This window comes from Bacillus sp. 205(2023), assembly GCF_037027485.1.
Lineage (GTDB): Bacteria > Bacillota > Bacilli > Bacillales > Bacillaceae > Bacillus > Bacillus halotolerans.
Window position 1 is genome coordinate 200,508 of sequence record NZ_JAXCHF010000002.1, and the last position, 17,612, is coordinate 218,119.

The window sequence follows — 17,612 nt, forward strand, 5'->3', positions numbered from 1 at the left end:
TAACTATAATGAGATATAAAACATTGATGGAGGTTCAACACATGTCTATGCATAAAGCACTCACGATTGCCGGCTCCGATTCCAGCGGCGGCGCGGGAATTCAAGCTGATTTAAAAACATTTCAAGAAAAAAACGTATACGGGATGACGGCCTTAACGGTGATCGTCGCGATGGACCCAAACAACAGCTGGGACCATCAAGTCTTTCCGATCGATCCTGACACGATTCGCGCCCAGCTCGCAACGATTGTAGACGGCATCGGTGTGGACGCCATGAAAACAGGAATGCTGCCAACCGTTGAAATTATTGAGCTTGCGGCGAAAACAATCAAGGAAAAACAACTGCAAAACGTCGTGATTGATCCGGTTATGGTTTGCAAAGGGGCAAATGAGGTCCTTTATCCAGAGCACGCGCAAGCCCTGCGTGAACAATTGGCACCGCTCGCTACCGTGATTACGCCAAATCTGTTCGAAGCCAGCCAGCTCAGCGGCATGGGCGAATTAAAAACGATTGAAGACATGAAAGAAGCGGCGAAAAAAATCCACGCCCTCGGTGCTCAATATGTTGTGATTACAGGCGGAGGCAAGCTGAAGCACGAAAAAGCTGTAGACGTTCTGTATGACGGAGAAACAGCGGAAGTCCTTGAAAGCGAAATGATTGATACGCCTTATACACATGGCGCCGGCTGTACGTTCTCCGCAGCGGTGACAGCAGAACTCGCAAAAGGTGCGGAAGTCAAAGAAGCGATTTACGCGGCGAAAGAATTTATTACTGCTGCGATTAAAGAGTCCTTCCCGCTGAATCAGTATGTCGGACCTACGAAGCATTCTGCATTGCGCCTGAATAAGCAATCATAAGCGTAACAGGCTGCCTTATAAAGAGGCAGCCTGTTTTTATGTTCAATCTTACATATTGGGACGCTCTGTCGCATTCCATTTCACATCTTCGTAACCGCCCGCCTCAAAAATGTCTATATCACAAGAGTCTTCGTGCGTTTCATCTGCCGCTTCCATCCTTTTATTCGGTGCAAGAAAGTAGTGCTCTTTAGCAACAGAAAAAACTGCCGATCACATCGGCAGCCTGTTTATTTGGTTTTTAAATTGTTCGCAGATGACCTCAAAAATGTTTCTATCGACTGAACAAAAAGTGCATATTCCTTCATTTGTTCATATGCCCGTGAAAGGGTTTCTGCCGCTTCACTATGCGGCGATGTTCCCCTAAGCATTTTTTTTAGCTGAAGAAGCACATCCTTATATTCTTCCCGCTTATCCTCAACATGATCCGCAGCCTTTTCTAAACATTCCGGTGTTATCTTCTGTTCATGTATATTCAAGAAAACAACTCCTTTTACAGAAAAAAATAGTAGGTTATCGTTGAAGAATAGCACAGATGGCACAGATTTCACATAAGAAAATAGGAGGATTTTCTACATAAGTGTCCAAATTCCGACTTTCATTTCAGATTTTCCATTTGATCTCGCTGTCACTTCATCATTTCCCGGGAAAGGAAAATATCTCGCACTGAATACCTGTTCCCCATGATTGATAAAGACTTCCACAGATGACGCGTCGATAAACATGTGCACTGTGTGCAGATTGCTGATTCGGCAATGTCTCGCTTCTGTTTTTGTACCGTCAAAGCTTGTGCGCGTTAGCGTGATAAGCCCTTCTTCCTTCTGGAAAGAGAATGTGGCAGTGGCGCGGATATCGATTTCAAAACCAGACTCCGTATTAATGTCTTCAATCAAAATCTCAGCTCTTTCAGGATTTTCAACTGGCAGTGTACCAGACGATCCATACATATTGATTTGAACTTCCTGCCCATTTTTCCGCATCGCTTTCAGCTCGGGAAGCGGCTGCTGAATCAGCTTCTCCCCTGATAGCGCCAGCTGTCTCGGCAGCGTCATACAGTGAATCCAGTGATAATCTTTCGTCGGATGATCCTTCTCATCCTGATCAGGTACAGCCATCCACGCAAACAGTATCCGGCGTCCCTGATCGTCTTCAAGTGTTTGCGGCGCGTAAAAATCAAAGCCTTGATCAAGCTCCGTAAACGCAGCATGCATCAGCCCCGTTTTTTCATAATCGAGCCGGCCTACAAAATATCCAGATTGATACACATTTTGATAATGATAGCCGTCAGCTTCAAGTCCTTGGGGCGAGACAATCAGCACTTCGGAGCCTTGAAGAGAAAACAGGTCAGGGCACTCCCACATATACCCGAAACCGTTCAGTCCGTTGAGCCCGGCACCTGTTATCGGGCCGAGAAACACCCATTCTGTCAGGTTATCGGAAGTAAACAAAACAGCTTGGCCTTTCATGTTCTCCGTTTGTGCACCGATCACCATATACCATTTTCCTTCATGCTCCCACACCTTCGGATCGCGAAAATGAGCTGTATAGCCTTCCGGAAGGCGGGCGACAACACCTTTTTTCTCAAAGGTCAGGCCATCATCCGATACAGCAAGGCACTGATACGTTTCCCGATTCCCATCCTGATCCCTGACATTTCCTGTGTAAAACAGATAGAGCCGGTCATCTTTGACAACAGCGCTGCCCGAGTAGCAGCCGTTTTTATCAAACCAATCACTCGGAGCCAGCGCAATCTCTTCCCGCTTCCAATTCACAAAGTCGCGTGTCGTATAATGCCCCCAAAACTTTGCGCCGTGCCCCGTCTGAAACGGCTGCCACTGAAAAAACAAATGATAGACTCCTTTCCAATACACAACGCCATTTGGATCATTCAGCAAACCAACCGGAGGCATGATGTGAAAGTGCTGGCGGTGCGGATCGCTGTCAGCGATATGTTCTTTTTTCTCAACTTCTTCATAAGCCCGGCGACGCAGCTCCTGATCATGTGCTGTCATTTTTTTCTCTCCTCATCTTCGTTAATTTTCATGACAAACGCCGCAATAAATGCTGATACTGCTGCAATAACCATTCCAATCATATAGTTTACTAGATTTCCAAAGCCAAACGGTGCTGCAATGGCGATCATCGGAATGCCTGTTAACCCGTAAGCGTTTGCAGCCACATGTGTAAATACGACATACGCGCCTCCCAACGCGCCCCCGATCATCGCGGCGATAAACGGCTTCCGGTATCGAAGGTTCACCCCGAAAATGACGGGCTCTGTAATGCCTAGAAAAGCAGAAAATGCCGCCGGAAGAGCGATTTCCTTTGTTTTTGCCTTTTTCGCTAAAAAGAAGACGGCAAGGCCTGCCCCGCCTTGGGCGACATTCGCCATAGACCAAATCGGCAATAAATAGTTCCTGCCAAGATCTGAAATAAGCCCCGCCTCAATCGCATGGAAGCTGTGATGAACACCTGTCAGGACGATCAGTGAATAGGTGCCGCCGAAAAGAAGGCCTGCGACAAAACCGGCATGATCGTACACATATGTTAAAGCAACAGTAATACCGGAGCCAAGCGCTCTTCCTAGAGGACCGATGGCAATAAATGCGACAAACCCGGTGACAATGACAGTAACAAAAGGCGTAACAAGCAAATCGACCGCATGCGGAACCGCTTTTCTTGTCCATTTCTCTACCTTGCTCATGACGTAAACAGCCAGCAGAACAGGGATGACAGTTCCCTGATAACCGAGAAGCGCGATATCAAACCCGAAAAGATGCATATAATCAGGTGACGCTTCCGCCAGACCCCATGGATTCAACAGAGTGGGGTGTATCATGATTCCCCCGATGACCGCTCCTAAATACGGATTGCTTCCAAACTCTTTTGAAGCGCTGACCCCGATCAAAATCGGCAGAAAGATAAATGCCGCGCTTGAAAACATATCGAGGAGCTGCAGCAGCGCAGAGTCCTTACTCATCCAATGAAAGGCATTGACCATTCCCAATAACCCCATTAACAGGCCGCTGGCTACGATGGCTGGAATGATCGGCACAAAAATATTCGAAAGCGTTTTCGCAAATCTCGCCGCAGGGTTCAGTTTCTCTTTAGCAGCATCCTGGTGATTCACATGTTCTTCACGCTCTACATCGGCTTCCTTAGAAAAAGCGTCATACACTTTATTGACAAGGCCTGTTCCAAAAATAATCTGGTATTGGCCTGAACTGCTGAAAGCGCCTTTGACGCCTTCAAGCTCTTCTACTTCCGATTGGTCAATCTTTGATTCATCCCTGATCACTAAACGCAGCCTTGTCGCACAATGAGCCGCGCTGATGATGTTTTCTTTTCCTCCGAGAAGCTCAATGAGGCGTTTTGCAGTCTCTTTTTCATTCATCTATTTCTCCCCCTTTTATAAACAAAAAAGACCTAAAATTCGCCAACGAATAAAGGACACAGCGATCCTTTTTCATTTACGCAAATTTTAGGTCTTGCCTGCTTTACCAGTCACAATCCCGCATATTCGAATGAAGAATACGCTTTCATCATAATTGATGACAGCGTTTTCGTCAACTGTTTTTTTAGATAAAAAGTGATGTAAAACATTTAGACAAAAAGTCGTAAATATTAATTGTGAAACATTTCACAATACCGTGCTATACTATGCTCATCTATCAAAGAAAGCAGGAAAAGACAATGGAAACTCAAGCATTGCAAAAGGTTGAACAGTATGCTTTAAGAAAACAAAACATATTCGTTTCAAGCAAAATCCGTTATTTGCTCAGATCCATTTTAGCCAGCATGTTTATCGGTTTTGGCATTACAGCCGCAAGCAAAACAGGCAGCTATTTCTCTATTGCTGACTCACCGTTTGCCTTTCCGGCTGCCGCTGTGACATTTGGAGCTGCTATTGTATTAATTGCCTACGGAGGCGGGGATTTATTCACCGGCAACACCTTTTATTTCACTTATACCGCACTCCGGAAAAAAATCCGCTGGCGCGACACCCTGTACCTGTGGGTTTTCAGCTATACCGGCAATTTGATCGGAGCCGTTTTGTTTGCGATTCTTATCAGCGCAACCGGGCTTTTTGAGGGGGCATCCCATTCCTTTTTGATTCATTTGGCAGAGCACAAGATAGAGCCGCCTGCCTCAGAGCTGTTTTTCCGAGGAATGCTGTGCAATTGGCTTGTATGTCTCGCTTTTTTCATTCCGATGTCTCTCAAAGGAGAAGGGGCAAAGCTGTTTGCCATGATGCTTTTCGTTTTCTGCTTTTTTATTTCCGGTTTTGAACACAGCATTGCCAATATGTGCACTTTTGCGATCTCACTTTTGATCGATCACCCTGATACAGTCACACTGGCGGGAGCAGTGAGAAATTTAATTCCTGTTACACTCGGCAATCTGGCCGCAGGAATTGTGATGATGGGCTGGATGTATCACACGCTGAATGCCGATCAATAAAAAAACTTCCAGAGATCACTCCCTGCAAGTCAAAACGGTTATTCCGAGAGATCTTGAAGACGCTGGACATGCAGCGTGATATAGCCGGCCTCGGACTCCGGCAAATGTACTTGATATTCATTTTTCAGAAACTCCGCCAGCTCCAGCGCACATTGATAGGCAAATGAATACTTTTTTTGGATGAAATAAAGCATCTCTTCGTCCATGACATGAAACGCTTCATTTGATTCCAACCGGCTGACCGCGTATCGCAAATGCGTGACAAGGCGTTGATAGGAAATGCTGTTTTCATCCACCTTTCGATTAAAGTAGTTTTCTATTTTCTCTATCATTTCTTTGATCATCGTCGTATGCTTCAGCGCTGAATACATACTCTCTGCATCCATCTTTGCCGTATGGATGTGAAGGGCAATATAACCCGCTTCATCTTCAGGCAGAGACACGCCCAATGTCTCTTTTACATGTCCGATCGCCCACAGGCCGATCTCGTATTCTTTTTTATAGAGCGCCTTTATCTCATGCAATAATTTATTTTGCACAAGCAGCCCATTTTGAATCCTTTCGATTGCAAAGGACAAATGGTCAGAAAGCGCGATATGAATATGGTCGCTCAGCGGCGCCGCGAGCTCCCCTTCCGCATAGCTGATGATATCCTCAGCTATGTCAATATGCTCCTCAGGCAGTGTTTGCAGGATTTGCTTGAATTTTTCATTCTCGTCGTGCACGACAAAAATCTTTTCTGCTTTATTCATAGGGATGAGATCATTTTTCTTTTTTTGAAAAGCGATGCCCGGACCCATAACGATTTTTTCCTGATCATCCTCTTTGATTAAAGCCGCATTGTTGTTTAATACCTTATAGATTTTCAAGAGGCTCTCTCTCCCGCCAATTAGCTTTTATGACTGGGATTTTACCTCCTTTTGACCGCCATGTAAAGATGCGGGCCGGCCCTCTCCTGCTTTGGCGATTCCTTGAAGGCTTGCAGACATCTTCTTTTATAGAGAGCGGCGGCTTTCGCTTTCTGTTTTTCTTCGTCATTAACAGCCATCCGCCATTCATAAAACGAAACCAGTCCTGCGGCTTGGACCGCCGCTTTTCTTTGATATGTACGCTGAGCCGAATAAATAGCGGCAGTCGCATGTTTTCGGTCCGGCGCCACCCAGTTCATCAAAAAGACCATCCACACCCGTAAAGATACAAGCAAACGTTTCATAAAAAAACATCCCTCCGCTTCTTTTTGGTAGGCAGCCTTTTTAGCAGCCCGTTTTTTCAGCCGCAGCTCACAGGAAAAGACGGCCGATTTCTTTTCTCGCAAACTAGCAGCTCTAGCAAAACTCATGACTCTATGATAGACCGTGGAAAGAGAATTCTTTGTCACAATATGAGTGAAAAAACAAACTAGTTTTAAGAAGTTTTGTTGAAAGCTGAAAGAAATGAAATGAAAATTGGAGAACCGCTTTAAAAAGCTTATACACAAGTTATCCCAAAGATAAGAACAACTTAATCACAAGAGATATCCACATGTCCACAAACCCCATCTATATTTTGTATAAGAACATATATTCCCAACTATATATATACACAGCTTTATTCACTTATACACAGGGTTCTGTGTATAACTCCTTCCTTATACACAACCAAAATCCAATAAATGGTCCAAATGACACAAGGATTTTTTTGAATTTTCAAGAAATATATACTAGATCATCACCATTTTTTCTAAACACAAAGGGGGAAACACATTGAAAAACGGGATTATTCGTTTTCTGCTTCTAGGTTTGGTTTTATTCTTTACGTTATCCACAGGCATTACAGGTGTACAGGCAGCACCGGTTTCTTCAAAAGGATCGGCGGATCTGGAAAAGGCCGAGGTATTCGGTGATATTGACATGACAACAAGCAAACAAACAACGGTGATTGTGGAATTAAAAGAAAAATCCTTAGCAGAGGCGAAAGAAGCGGGAGTAAACCAAACGAAAAGCAAGCTCAAAAACGCCCGCTCAAAAGCAAAAAATAAAGCCGTGAAAGCGGTGAAAAACGGAAAAGTAAAACGAGAATATGAGCAGGTATTCTCCGGATTTTCTATGAAGCTTCCAGCTAATGAAATTCCAAAACTTCTAGCAGTAGATGACGTTAAAGCTGTGTACCCGAACGTCACTTACAAAACAGACAATATCAAGGAGAAAGACATCACCATCTCCGAGGACGCTGTCTCTCCGCAAATGGATGACAGCGCGCCATATATCGGAGCAAATGATGCATGGGATTTAGGCTACACAGGTAAAGGCGTCAAAGTGGCTGTTATTGATACAGGGGTTGAGTACAATCACCCTGATCTGAAGAAAAACTTCGGACAATATAAAGGATACGATTTTGTAGACAATGATTACGATCCGAAAGAAACACCGGCAGGCGATCCAAGAGGCGGAGCCACTGACCATGGAACACACGTGGCCGGAACTGTCGCTGCAAACGGTACGATTAAAGGCGTAGCGCCTGATGCAACACTTCTCGCTTACCGCGTTCTCGGACCGGGAGGAAGCGGCACAACAGAAAACGTCATCGCCGGTGTAGAACGTGCAGTTCAGGACGGAGCAGATGTGATGAACCTGTCTCTCGGAAACTCGTTAAACAACCCGGATTGGGCGACGAGCACAGCGCTTGACTGGGCCATGTCAGAAGGCGTTGTCGCCGTTACATCAAATGGCAACAGCGGACCAAACGGCTGGACAGTCGGATCGCCAGGCACATCCAGAGAAGCGATTTCTGTCGGCGCAACGCAGCTTCCGCTCAATGAATACGCCGTCTCATTCGGCTCTTACTCTTCAGCAAAAGTCATGGGCTATGACAAAGAAGAGGACGTCAAGGCGCTTCACAATAAAGAGGTTGAGCTTGTCGACGCTGGCCTCGGCGAAGAAAAGGACTTTGAAGGAAAAGATCTGAAAGGCAAAGTGGCACTCGTCAAACGGGGCAGCATTGCTTTTGTGGATAAAGCAGATAACGCAAAAAAAGCAGGCGCCATCGGCATGGTTGTGTATAACAACCTGTCCGGAGAAGTTGAAGCCAATGTGCCAGGCATGTCTGTGCCAACGATTAAGCTTTCATTAGAAGACGGCGAAAAACTCATCAGCGCCATGAAAGCAGGCGAGACAAAAGCAACATTTAACTTGACGGTCTCAAAAGCGCTCGGTGAACAGGTTGCCGATTTCTCATCCCGCGGCCCTGTGATGGATACTTGGATGATTAAGCCGGATATTTCCGCGCCAGGCGTCAATATCGTCAGCACCATTCCTACACATGATCCTGACAATCCATATGGCTACGGGTCAAAACAAGGAACAAGCATGGCATCACCTCATATTGCCGGAGCGGTTGCCGTCATCAAACAAGCTAAACCGAAATGGAGCGTTGAACAGATCAAGGCTGCCATCATGAATACCGCCGTCACATTAAAGGATGGCGACGGAGAAGTATATCCGCATAACGCTCAAGGCGCAGGCAGCGCAAGAATTATGAACGCGATCAAAGCCGACTCGTTCGTCACACCGGGAAGCTACTCGTACGGCACATTTTTGAAGGAAAAAGGAACCGAAACGAAAAAAGAAACCTTTACAATTGAAAACCAATCTTCCATTAGAAAATCATACACGCTAGAATACTCAATTAACGGAAGCGGCATTTCCACATCCGGCACAAGCCGTGTTGTGATTCCGGCTCATAAAACCGGAAAAGCCACTGCAAAAGTAAAGGTCGACACAAAGAAAACAAAAGCAGGCACCTATGAAGGAACAGTCATCGTTAGAGAAGGCGGAAAAACCGTCGCCAAGGTTCCTACATTACTGATCGTAAAAGAGCCGGATTATCCGAGGGTAACGTCTGTCTCAGTTAATGAGGGCTCTGAACAAGGCACCTATGAAATTGAAACCTACCTTCCTGCGGGAGCGGAAGAGCTGGCATTCCTCGTCTATGACAGCAACCTTGACTTTGCAGGCCAAGCAGGTATTTATAAACATCAAGATAAAGGCTATCAGTACTTCGACTGGGACGGCACGATCAATGGGGGCACAAAGCTTCCAGCCGGTGAATATTATATGCTCGCCTATGCAGCGAACAAAGGAAAATCAAGCCAGGTTCTGACCGAAGAGCCGTTTACTGTTGAATAAAAAGCAGCCCTGCCGAGAAACATCGGCGGGGCTTTTTTCATGCAGGCTTTAGCGGCTTCATGCCTCAGCAAACGCCTCCTGTAAAAGGCGATAAGAATGAAGTTTATCCTCAAATCGGTTCGTAATGGTCACCGCCATGATTTCCTCTATACCATAAGCCTTACTCAAGGACACCAGCTGTTCCTTGACCTGTTTTTTCGTACCGACAATCATTCGGTTTCTGTTATCAGCAATTCTTCTTTGTTCATAAGGAGAGTACGTATTTTGCCGGACAGCTTCATAATCAGGAACGCCTTCTAAAGGTATGCCCTGCTCACCCGCCAAGAGAGTAAAATCAAGCACTGCCCCCAGCTGCTCCGCTTTCTCCTCTGTATCCGCACATAGAACAAAAACAGCAACTGCCGCCCGAGGTGTTTCTCCTAACACAGACGGCTTAAATCGTCTCATATATTGTCTGACCGTATCCTCCCCGCCCTCGCCATTGATAAAATGGGCAAACATATAGCCGGCACCCGATTCAGCGGCGAGCAGCGCGCTTTCTCCAGATGAACCGAGCAGCCACACATCAGGCGCAGTTGAAATATGCGGTGCAGTCGTTAAATTAGGAAACCGGTGACTGTCATCCGCCAAATCATGCAAATACATGGTCAGCTCCTTGATTTGCTGCGGGTACTGATCGGCATTGCGTTTCCCGCCGTCATTCAGCGCCCAAGATGCAATCGGCATTCCTCCCGGCGCTCTGCCTAGGCCGAGATCAATTCTTCCCGGTGTCAGCCCCTCCAGCACACGGAAATTCTCCGCTACTTTATAGGCACTGTAGTGCGGCAGCATGACACCTCCTGATCCCACCCTGATCCGGTTCGTTTTCGCCGCAATGTGGCTGATCAGCACCTCTGGACTGGACCCTGCCAGACGCTTTGAAAAGTGATGCTCTGAAACCCAAAATCTCTTATACCCAAGATCCTCAGCCGCCTGAGCAAGCTCAACAGTTTCCCGTAATGCCGTTTCTGCAGAGCTTCCCTCGGACACCGGAGATTGATCTAATATACTTAATGATAACATCCCTACCACCTCGTCCTCATCGTATCACTGATCCATTATTTTTTCTTCTAAGCCGCTCACACTGTTCCTCAGTGTCCCCCGATCAATCGTCATTTATTTGGTTATCTTGTCTCTATTTGTCGGAATATGTTACACGTGAAACATAAAAACCTCTCCGCCAGCGGAGAGGTTTCACATTTAGTTCTTATTAAAGCCTTTTTTCTTCACATATTCATTTAAGTACGTACGCGGTTTCTGCTTCATAAAGTTCAGAATTTGGTCAGACCACGTTTCCACCCGCTGACCGTTTGTTCTTTCTCTATAATAATCAGAAATGGTTTTGTCATATGCACTCATATGTTCACGAAAATCATCGTCATTCACGTTATACGTATTTTCATGATAGACAGCCTGCTTCGGCAATCTCGGTTTTTTGCCAGATAAGTTGGCAGGATGTCCTACAGCCAGGCCAAAAAGCGGGAGCACATGGTCAGGCGTTTTCAGCACCTCTGTCACCTTGTCCAGTTCATTCCGAATGCCTCCGATATAACATATGCCAAGCCCCATTGATTCTGCGGCGATGCTCATATTTTGAGCCGCAAGCGCAGCATCAATTAAACTGACCATAAACATTTCCGTATTTTCCAGCAGCTCAGAAATAGGTTCGCCTTTTTCTTCAGCCAGTTTTTGATGACGGTACAAGTCCGCACAAAACACAAAAAAGTGCCCGTTATTTTCTACATAAGGCTGATTCCCCGCAAGCACAGACAGCTCACGTTTTTTCTCCGGATCGGAAACACCGATAATCGAATAAGCCTGTACATAGCTGGACGTAGGCGCAGCCTGCGCGCTTTTCACTAATGTATCAATTTCCTCAGCTGTCAGAAGCTGATCAGTAAAAGATCGGATCGACCGATGGTTTAAAATGGTTTCAATTGTGTTGTTCATCACAAGGACCTCCTTATCTGTTTATCATATCCCAAAAAAAGTGAAGTCAAAAGTGAAATGCTCTGAAACAAAAAAGACAGCCCTTTAAAGGCTGTCTGCATTTTATGAATTAAACAAATAACTTCTGTATCTCGTCAACTGAACACTCGCATTATACACAATGCCGAAACCGATTAACGTGGCAAGCGTCGAGCTCCCCCCATAGCTGACAAACAGCAGCGGAATCCCGGTAACAGGCATAATACCGATATTCATCCCGATATTCTGGAATGTGTGGATAACAATTAACGCCGTATAACCTACGCAAAAGAAAGAAGCAAAACGGTTGAATGGATGGATCTTGTCAATCAAAACGACAAGTCTATAGATTAAGAAGAAGAACATGATAACAACAATGGCACAGCCTAAAAATCCGAAGCTTTCTCCTAAAATAGCAAAAATAAAGTCAGTTTGTCCCTCTGGTACATAAACCTTCAAGTTATGAACACCATTTCCGATAATACCGCCTGAGCCGATAGCCATGACGGCCTGATCAACCTGCCAGCCGCTATTTGCATCTTCCTGAGTTGTTCCATTTGAATCAGAAACCCAAGATGTAACCCTGTTAATTTGATACTCTTGAATACCCACTGACTTAGCGACATCAGGAAAATTAATCATGACTAACAACGCAAGAGAAATAAGTAAGATACCTGAACCGCCAATGATCGCGATCAGCTTCCAGTTTACTCCTGACATAAAGACCATGACAATCACAATGAACATACAGATCCCAGCTGTACCAGCATCCTGCAGAAGGATAAGTCCGATTGGCACTACTGCAACGCCTGCTATCTTCAACAAAAGATAGACATCATCTCTAAGTGAACGAACTTTTTTAGGATTCGCCTTAGATATAACCGAGGCCACCATCATCATGAGCCCTATCTTCATAAATTCAGAAGGCTGCAACGTAACAGGTCCAAATTGGAACCAGCTCTTTGCACCATTTTTCACAGGGGCGATAGACTCAGGGCTGATTCTTAATATCAACAGCAATAAGATTCCAAATATAAACACATATAAACTAAGTTTTTCTAACTGCTCTAAATCGAAATAAAGTAGTGCCGTTATTGCAACAATGCCCAATACATAATAGACGATTTGTTTCTTCCAAGCACCGTCTCCATACTGCCCAAACTGACCGGCAGCATAAATTGATACTACGCTTATGATAAAAAACACACCTAATATAAAAATCAAATCCCCCTGGTAGAAGGGGCTTTGCTGTTTCTTATATCGACTCATTCTATCCCGCCTTACATTTTCATCGGAAAATCACTAATGTTTATTATACATGAACCACGTTCAAGATGACACGTGAAGCTCGTTTCCTTTTTTGTTTTTTGCGCGCATTTGCGGCGCTTTTTCAGCTACACGAAATATGACGTATCATAAACCGAAATGTTTCGATTGACACAAAACTTTTCAAATGAAAAAAACCCTTTGTAAAAAGGGATTAAAAGAAATCCATTAGAAATGGAGACTTTGGCTGTAAGACGTCATCAAGCCTTTTAATTTCTGATAGTGGTCCTTTTATCATGCCTGTTTCGTAAAGGAAACGAGCACTACGTGCGCCGAGGAAGAAGGCGGTTAAAGAAGATATGTTGCATTCTATTAGATGGCCAGACGAATCTTCGGGGATATTCTGCACCCGCTGAGAGTCAATGCGGAAAGTTTGTTGATTCCACGGCGCCCATTGATCCGTTACCTTAAAGTCAAAGGGCGCGGTTAACCGAGATTTTGGATACTCCCGCAAAAAACCCTCAACATCAACAATGCGCGCCATACTGTAAGGATATATCTCTTGCTTGATCCGGGGCTCCGCGGTTAAAAAATCAAGCTCTTCTTCCACTCTTACAGTCAATTCCACTTCATTCAGCATCGAATCGTGCTGGCAAATAAAATTCCACAAACCTCTCTGTGCTTCTCTGTTCAAATAGACAAATTCCACTACTCGCATCGTTTTGTTTTTGATGTCATACACAAGATATCCACAAGGCACTCCCTCTCCGGAGAAATACACAGCCTTCATTCCATGGATCTTCTCTTTCCAATGCTCCTTTGAACGCTTCAACAACCCATTGTGCGTTTTTCTGTATTGATTGTAGATGGCATTCACTGTATCTGTTTCATCTTTTTGAATCCTTCTCATGCACCCTGGGGCGTCGTCTAACTTTTGCAGCTGTCCTTTAAGATAGGTCAGACGTTTTTGATAGAAACAGAGCTCCCAGCCAAACTTGCGATAAAAAGAGATCAGGAATGGATGCAAAAAACTGATGGTTTGGTTTTCTTTCTTCATGATCGATAAAGCGTTTAGGATTAGCTCCTTTACGGTTCCTTTTCTTCTGTCTTCAGGCCAGGTTGCCACCCCGGCAATACCGCCCATCTTTATCTCCTGCTCCTCCAGCATGACAGAAAAGGGAACCATGTGAAGCTTAGAGAGGAGCTTCTCTTGTTCTTTGATTCCAATGATGTAATGGTTCTCTAAAGCTTTTACTTTCTCTTCTCGTTCCTCATCACTGAGTTCTTTCTGAAAAGCATATTCAGACATACGAATCACTTCTCTCCAGTCTTCTCTTTCAAGCTTTATTACATGATACATCTACATCCCCCCTGTTTTAAAAAGAAAGCTCCGTACATTCTCCTATCATACGAACCTTTAAAAATAAGACGATAGTTCTAACACATTTTTACGAAATCACGTATCAATTTCTGGAAAACATGGTATAATAATTGTAACAAAATGTTCACAAAACAACCACAAAACAGACACAATTCATTTCCTCTACTTCATTTTTGTAAACGCTGTCACAAAATGAAAGGAGACGGGTATGATGGACATGTTTTTTGCTTATTTATTGGTTGCCAGCGCTACTCCCCTCTTTATTTGGCTCGATAACAAAAAAGTCGCACTCTCTGCTATTCCGCCAATTATTTTAATGTGGGTATTCTTCTTCTTTTACGCAACAGAAAGCCTTTCTCCACTCGGACACACTCTCATGATTATCCTGTTTGCCGTCAACGTCATTGTCGCTCATATCGCGGCCTTTATCATTTATGGCCTTCCTTACCTTCGCAGAAAGCGAAGCAGCAGCTGAAACAGCAAAAACCCTCTTCGGACGAAGAGGGTTTTTGCTTATTCGTTGTGGCCTGAGTGCTCTGAGTGTTCAGCGCCTCCAGGAGGATTTCCGTCCATATGGTCACCGTGATGATAGTGAGCCGCGAAAATCCAGATAGATCCAAGCACGATAACGATCGCGCCGAAGAATCCGAACAGCGTGTTTCCGACTTGGATACCGCCGTTTTCGCTCTCTGTCATGTGCATGAACATGAGAAGCTGGAGCGCCGCCTGAATGAAGGCGAAGCCGAAAATGATCCAAAGTTTTGCTGATGGACTCAATTCAGTATACACTGCAACCCATAGAGCCAGCAGGGTCAAAACAATAGACAGTGCAAAACCTACAATGTGCTTCCATGGAAAGTGACTGTGTTCAGCAGATTTGTTTGCCATTTTACAGACCCCCCAATCCCATGAGATAGACACCTGTAAAGATGAAAATCCATACAACATCTAAGAAGTGCCAATACAAGCTTGAGATAAAGATTTTAGATGAAGTTTGCGGAGTTAAGCCGCGTTTCTTCAACTGAATCAGAATTCCTGTAATCCAGAAAATACCGATTGTTACGTGAGTTCCGTGAGTTCCAAGTAAAACAAAGAATCCAGACCAGAACGCACTTGTACCGAGAGATGCTCCTTCATGTACATAGTGGACAAACTCGTTGATCTCACAACCGACGAAGCCGGCGCCGAGAAGAAGAGTAATAATTGTCCAAATGACTACGCCTTTTAAACTTCCGCGGCGCATTTCATGAACAGCGATCCCGCAGGTAAAGCTGCTGATAAGCAGCAAGAACGTCATAATCATTACCAGATTCACTTCAAACAGTTCGTCCGGTAAGACACCTCCTGCTGTTCTGTTTTGAAGAACGAAGAAGGTTGCAAATAGTGTTGAGAACAACACAATTTCTGCCCCTAAAAAGATCCAAAACCCGAGAATATTAAGTCTGCCGGTTTCAGATTGATATTCCATAGGCGCGTTAGAATTGCCGTGTTCTGCATGTTCCATAACTCACGCCTCCTTATTCGGAAATCTTTCTTTCCGTCTCTTTTATTTCATCAACACTAACGTAGTAGCCATTGTCGTATTCGAATGAACGCAGAACCATGCAGAGCAGGACTCCGATCAATCCGACTACGCCCATCCAGTACCATTCAAAGACAAGTCCAAAGCCGGCGATACCGAAGGCAACAGACATAAAGAACGGTCTGCCTGAGTTGCTTGGCATATGGATTTTCTTGAATTTGCTTTCAGGGTATAATTCAGTTTTTTCTTCTTTCATATGCAGGAATGCATCTTGAGATTTGACTTCAGGAAGCACCGCAAAGTTGTAGTGCGGCGGAATCGCAGATGAAGTCGCCCAATCAAGCGTACGTCCCACACCCCATGAATCTCCGCTGATTTCCCGAGTAGAGTAACGGAAGCTGTAGTAGATGTTATAGCAAAGGATTAAGAATCCTACACCCATCATGAAAGCTCCGACTGTTGAGATAAAGTTCAATGTTGTCCAGCCGTCATTCGGTCCGTATGTGTAAATACGGCGAGGCATGCCTTGAAGCCCCAAGAAATATTGCGGGAAGAAACAAATATTGAACCCGATCATAAAGATCCAGAAGAACCATTTTCCGATTTTTTCGTTCAGTTTGTGGCCGAACATTTTTGGATACCAGAAAATAAATCCAGCGAAACAAGCAAATACAGTACCCGCGATCAGCACGTAGTGGAAGTGAGATACCAGGAAGTACGTATTATGGTATTGATAATCCGCTGCTGCCATCGCAAGCATAACCCCTGTAACCCCGCCGATAACGAAGTTAGGAATGAACGCAAGCGCCCACAGCATAGGCGTTGTAAAGCTGATTCGGCCTTTATACATTGTAAAGAGCCAGTTAAAGATTTTAACCCCGGTCGGAATCGAGATTGCCATTGTCGTAATTGAGAAGAATGAGTTAACGGACGCACTGTTCCCCATTGTGAAGAAGTGGTGAGTCCAAACTAAGAAACTCAATACGGAGATGGCGATAATAGAACCGACCATCGCTTTGTAACCAAACAGTTGTTTTCTTGCAAAGCTTGAGATAATTTCTGAGAAAATACCGAACGCCGGAAGAATAACGATATATACTTCAGGATGTCCCCAAATCCAGAAAAGGTTGGCCCAAAGCATCGGCATACCGCCTGCTTCCAGTGTGAAAAAGTGAGCGCCGAACAAACGATCAAATGATAATAGTGCTAAAGCTACTGTAAGCACAGGGAAAGCAAACACGATAATAACCATTGTGATCAGTGTTGTCCATGTGAACATTGGCATACGCATCAGTGTCATGCCTTTTGTTCTCATTTTTAAGATTGTGACCATAAAGTTGATCCCTGTCATCAGGGTACCGATACCGGCAATCTGAAGTCCGAGGAGGTAGTAGTTCTCACCCGGCCCAGGGCTCATGTCGTTACTTGCAAGCGGCATATAACTTGTCCAGCCTGCGTTCGGAGAACCTCCGATAACGAAAGAAATATTGAAAAGCATAGCCCCTACGAAGAACGTCCAGAAGCTCAGGTTGTTCAAGTAAGGAAATGCAACGTCGCGAGCACCGATTTGAAGAGGTACAACAACGTTAATAAGACCGATTAAAAACGGCATCGCCATGAAGATAATCATGATCGTACCGTGAGTCGTAAAAATTTCATTATAGTGGTTTGAGTCTAAAAAACTGTTATTCGGAAGCGCTAGCTGGGCACGCATCATTAAACCGTCGACACCGCCGCGGAATAACATAATTACAGCAGAGATAATATACATGATTCCGAGTTTTTTGTGGTCAACAGTTGTTATCCATTCAGACCAGAGCCATTTCCATTTCTTGAAGTAGGTAAGTACAACAATGATGGCGATGGTAGATAGTGCAATGGAAACTTGTGCGCCCAGAATTAATGGGTCACCTGTTACAAAAAATTCATCCCATTTAAATTTCATGCGGGCTTCCTCC

16 protein-coding genes are annotated in these 17,612 nt (G+C 44.7%); 4 read left to right on the forward strand and 12 right to left on the reverse strand.

Annotation, left to right across the window (positions count from 1 at the left end; all coding sequences use genetic code 11):
• Positions 1 to 41 precede the first annotated feature (41 nt).
• Positions 42 to 857, forward strand: coding sequence for a bifunctional hydroxymethylpyrimidine kinase/phosphomethylpyrimidine kinase (locus WA325_RS08535; RefSeq protein WP_024123277.1), 816 nt, complete (start codon positions 42 to 44; stop codon positions 855 to 857).
• Between the two features lie 227 nt (positions 858 to 1,084).
• Here the strand turns inward: WA325_RS08535 and WA325_RS08540 are convergent, their stop codons facing one another.
• The 3 genes from WA325_RS08540 to scrA form a co-directional block, all read right to left on the reverse strand.
• A complete protein-coding gene (locus WA325_RS08540; RefSeq protein WP_024123279.1) occupies positions 1,085 to 1,333 on the reverse strand; it encodes a hypothetical protein in 249 nt (82 codons plus the stop codon).
• Between the two features lie 93 nt (positions 1,334 to 1,426).
• Positions 1,427 to 2,866 (reverse strand): sucrose-6-phosphate hydrolase, encoded by a 1,440-nt coding sequence (gene sacA / locus WA325_RS08545; protein WP_105954445.1) that lies wholly within the window; start codon positions 2,864 to 2,866, stop codon positions 1,427 to 1,429.
• On the reverse strand, positions 2,863 to 4,248 hold the full coding sequence (gene scrA / locus WA325_RS08550; RefSeq protein WP_326324363.1) for a PTS system sucrose transporter subunit IIBC: 1,386 nt from the start codon (positions 4,246 to 4,248) through the stop codon (positions 2,863 to 2,865). The genes sacA and scrA overlap by 4 nt, the downstream gene beginning before the upstream one ends.
• 299 nt (positions 4,249 to 4,547) lie before the next feature.
• On the opposite strand from scrA, the gene WA325_RS08555 reads away from it, so the two are divergent.
• On the forward strand, positions 4,548 to 5,315 hold the full coding sequence (locus WA325_RS08555) for a formate/nitrite transporter family protein (protein WP_105954447.1): 768 nt from the start codon (positions 4,548 to 4,550) through the stop codon (positions 5,313 to 5,315).
• A 38-nt stretch (positions 5,316 to 5,353) separates the two neighbouring features.
• On the opposite strand, the gene sacT is transcribed toward WA325_RS08555, so the two are convergent.
• Together sacT and WA325_RS08565 are read right to left on the reverse strand one after the other, a co-directional pair.
• A complete protein-coding gene (gene sacT / locus WA325_RS08560; protein ID WP_336183460.1) occupies positions 5,354 to 6,184 on the reverse strand; it encodes a sac operon transcriptional antiterminator SacT in 831 nt (276 codons plus the stop codon).
• A gap of 41 nt (positions 6,185 to 6,225) precedes the next feature.
• Positions 6,226 to 6,528 (reverse strand): hypothetical protein, encoded by a 303-nt coding sequence (locus WA325_RS08565; protein ID WP_336183461.1) that lies wholly within the window; start codon positions 6,526 to 6,528, stop codon positions 6,226 to 6,228.
• Between the two features lie 529 nt (positions 6,529 to 7,057).
• Here WA325_RS08565 and WA325_RS08570 point away from each other — a divergent pair.
• A complete protein-coding gene (locus WA325_RS08570; RefSeq protein ID WP_336183462.1) occupies positions 7,058 to 9,478 on the forward strand; it encodes a S8 family peptidase in 2,421 nt (806 codons plus the stop codon).
• A gap of 57 nt (positions 9,479 to 9,535) precedes the next feature.
• Here WA325_RS08570 and WA325_RS08575 read toward each other — a convergent pair whose 3' ends face one another.
• The 4 genes from WA325_RS08575 to WA325_RS08590 form a co-directional block, all read right to left on the reverse strand.
• Positions 9,536 to 10,540, reverse strand: coding sequence for an LLM class flavin-dependent oxidoreductase (locus WA325_RS08575; protein ID WP_336183463.1), 1,005 nt, complete (start codon positions 10,538 to 10,540; stop codon positions 9,536 to 9,538).
• A 177-nt stretch (positions 10,541 to 10,717) separates the two neighbouring features.
• Entirely contained in the window at positions 10,718 to 11,467 is a 750-nt protein-coding gene (gene nfsA / locus WA325_RS08580) for an oxygen-insensitive NADPH nitroreductase (protein ID WP_105954451.1), read from the reverse strand.
• Positions 11,468 to 11,569: 102 nt separating this feature from the next.
• Positions 11,570 to 12,754, reverse strand: coding sequence for an FtsW/RodA/SpoVE family cell cycle protein (locus WA325_RS08585; protein ID WP_059292274.1), 1,185 nt, complete (start codon positions 12,752 to 12,754; stop codon positions 11,570 to 11,572).
• A gap of 211 nt (positions 12,755 to 12,965) precedes the next feature.
• A complete protein-coding gene (locus tag WA325_RS08590; RefSeq protein ID WP_336183464.1) occupies positions 12,966 to 14,111 on the reverse strand; it encodes a GNAT family N-acetyltransferase in 1,146 nt (381 codons plus the stop codon).
• Positions 14,112 to 14,340: 229 nt separating this feature from the next.
• On the opposite strand from WA325_RS08590, the gene ywcE reads away from it, so the two are divergent.
• The gene (gene ywcE, locus WA325_RS08595) at positions 14,341 to 14,607 is read left to right on the forward strand and encodes a spore morphogenesis/germination protein YwcE (protein ID WP_081638379.1); all 267 of its coding nucleotides are present in this window, start codon (positions 14,341 to 14,343) and stop codon (positions 14,605 to 14,607) included.
• Between the two features lie 38 nt (positions 14,608 to 14,645).
• On the opposite strand, the gene qoxD is transcribed toward ywcE, so the two are convergent.
• From qoxD to qoxB, 3 genes are read right to left on the reverse strand one after another with little or no spacing between them, the layout of a single operon-like run.
• Positions 14,646 to 15,020, reverse strand: a complete 375-nt coding sequence (qoxD, locus tag WA325_RS08600) for a cytochrome aa3 quinol oxidase subunit IV (protein WP_024123290.1) — start codon at positions 15,018 to 15,020, stop codon at positions 14,646 to 14,648.
• Between the two features lies 1 nt (position 15,021).
• Complete coding sequence (gene qoxC, locus WA325_RS08605; protein WP_003236031.1) at positions 15,022 to 15,636, reverse strand: cytochrome aa3 quinol oxidase subunit III; 615 nt, start codon at positions 15,634 to 15,636, stop codon at positions 15,022 to 15,024.
• Positions 15,637 to 15,649: 13 nt separating this feature from the next.
• Positions 15,650 to 17,599, reverse strand: coding sequence for a cytochrome aa3 quinol oxidase subunit I (gene qoxB / locus WA325_RS08610; RefSeq protein ID WP_010332354.1), 1,950 nt, complete (start codon positions 17,597 to 17,599; stop codon positions 15,650 to 15,652).
• Between the last annotated feature and the right edge of the window lie 13 nt (positions 17,600 to 17,612).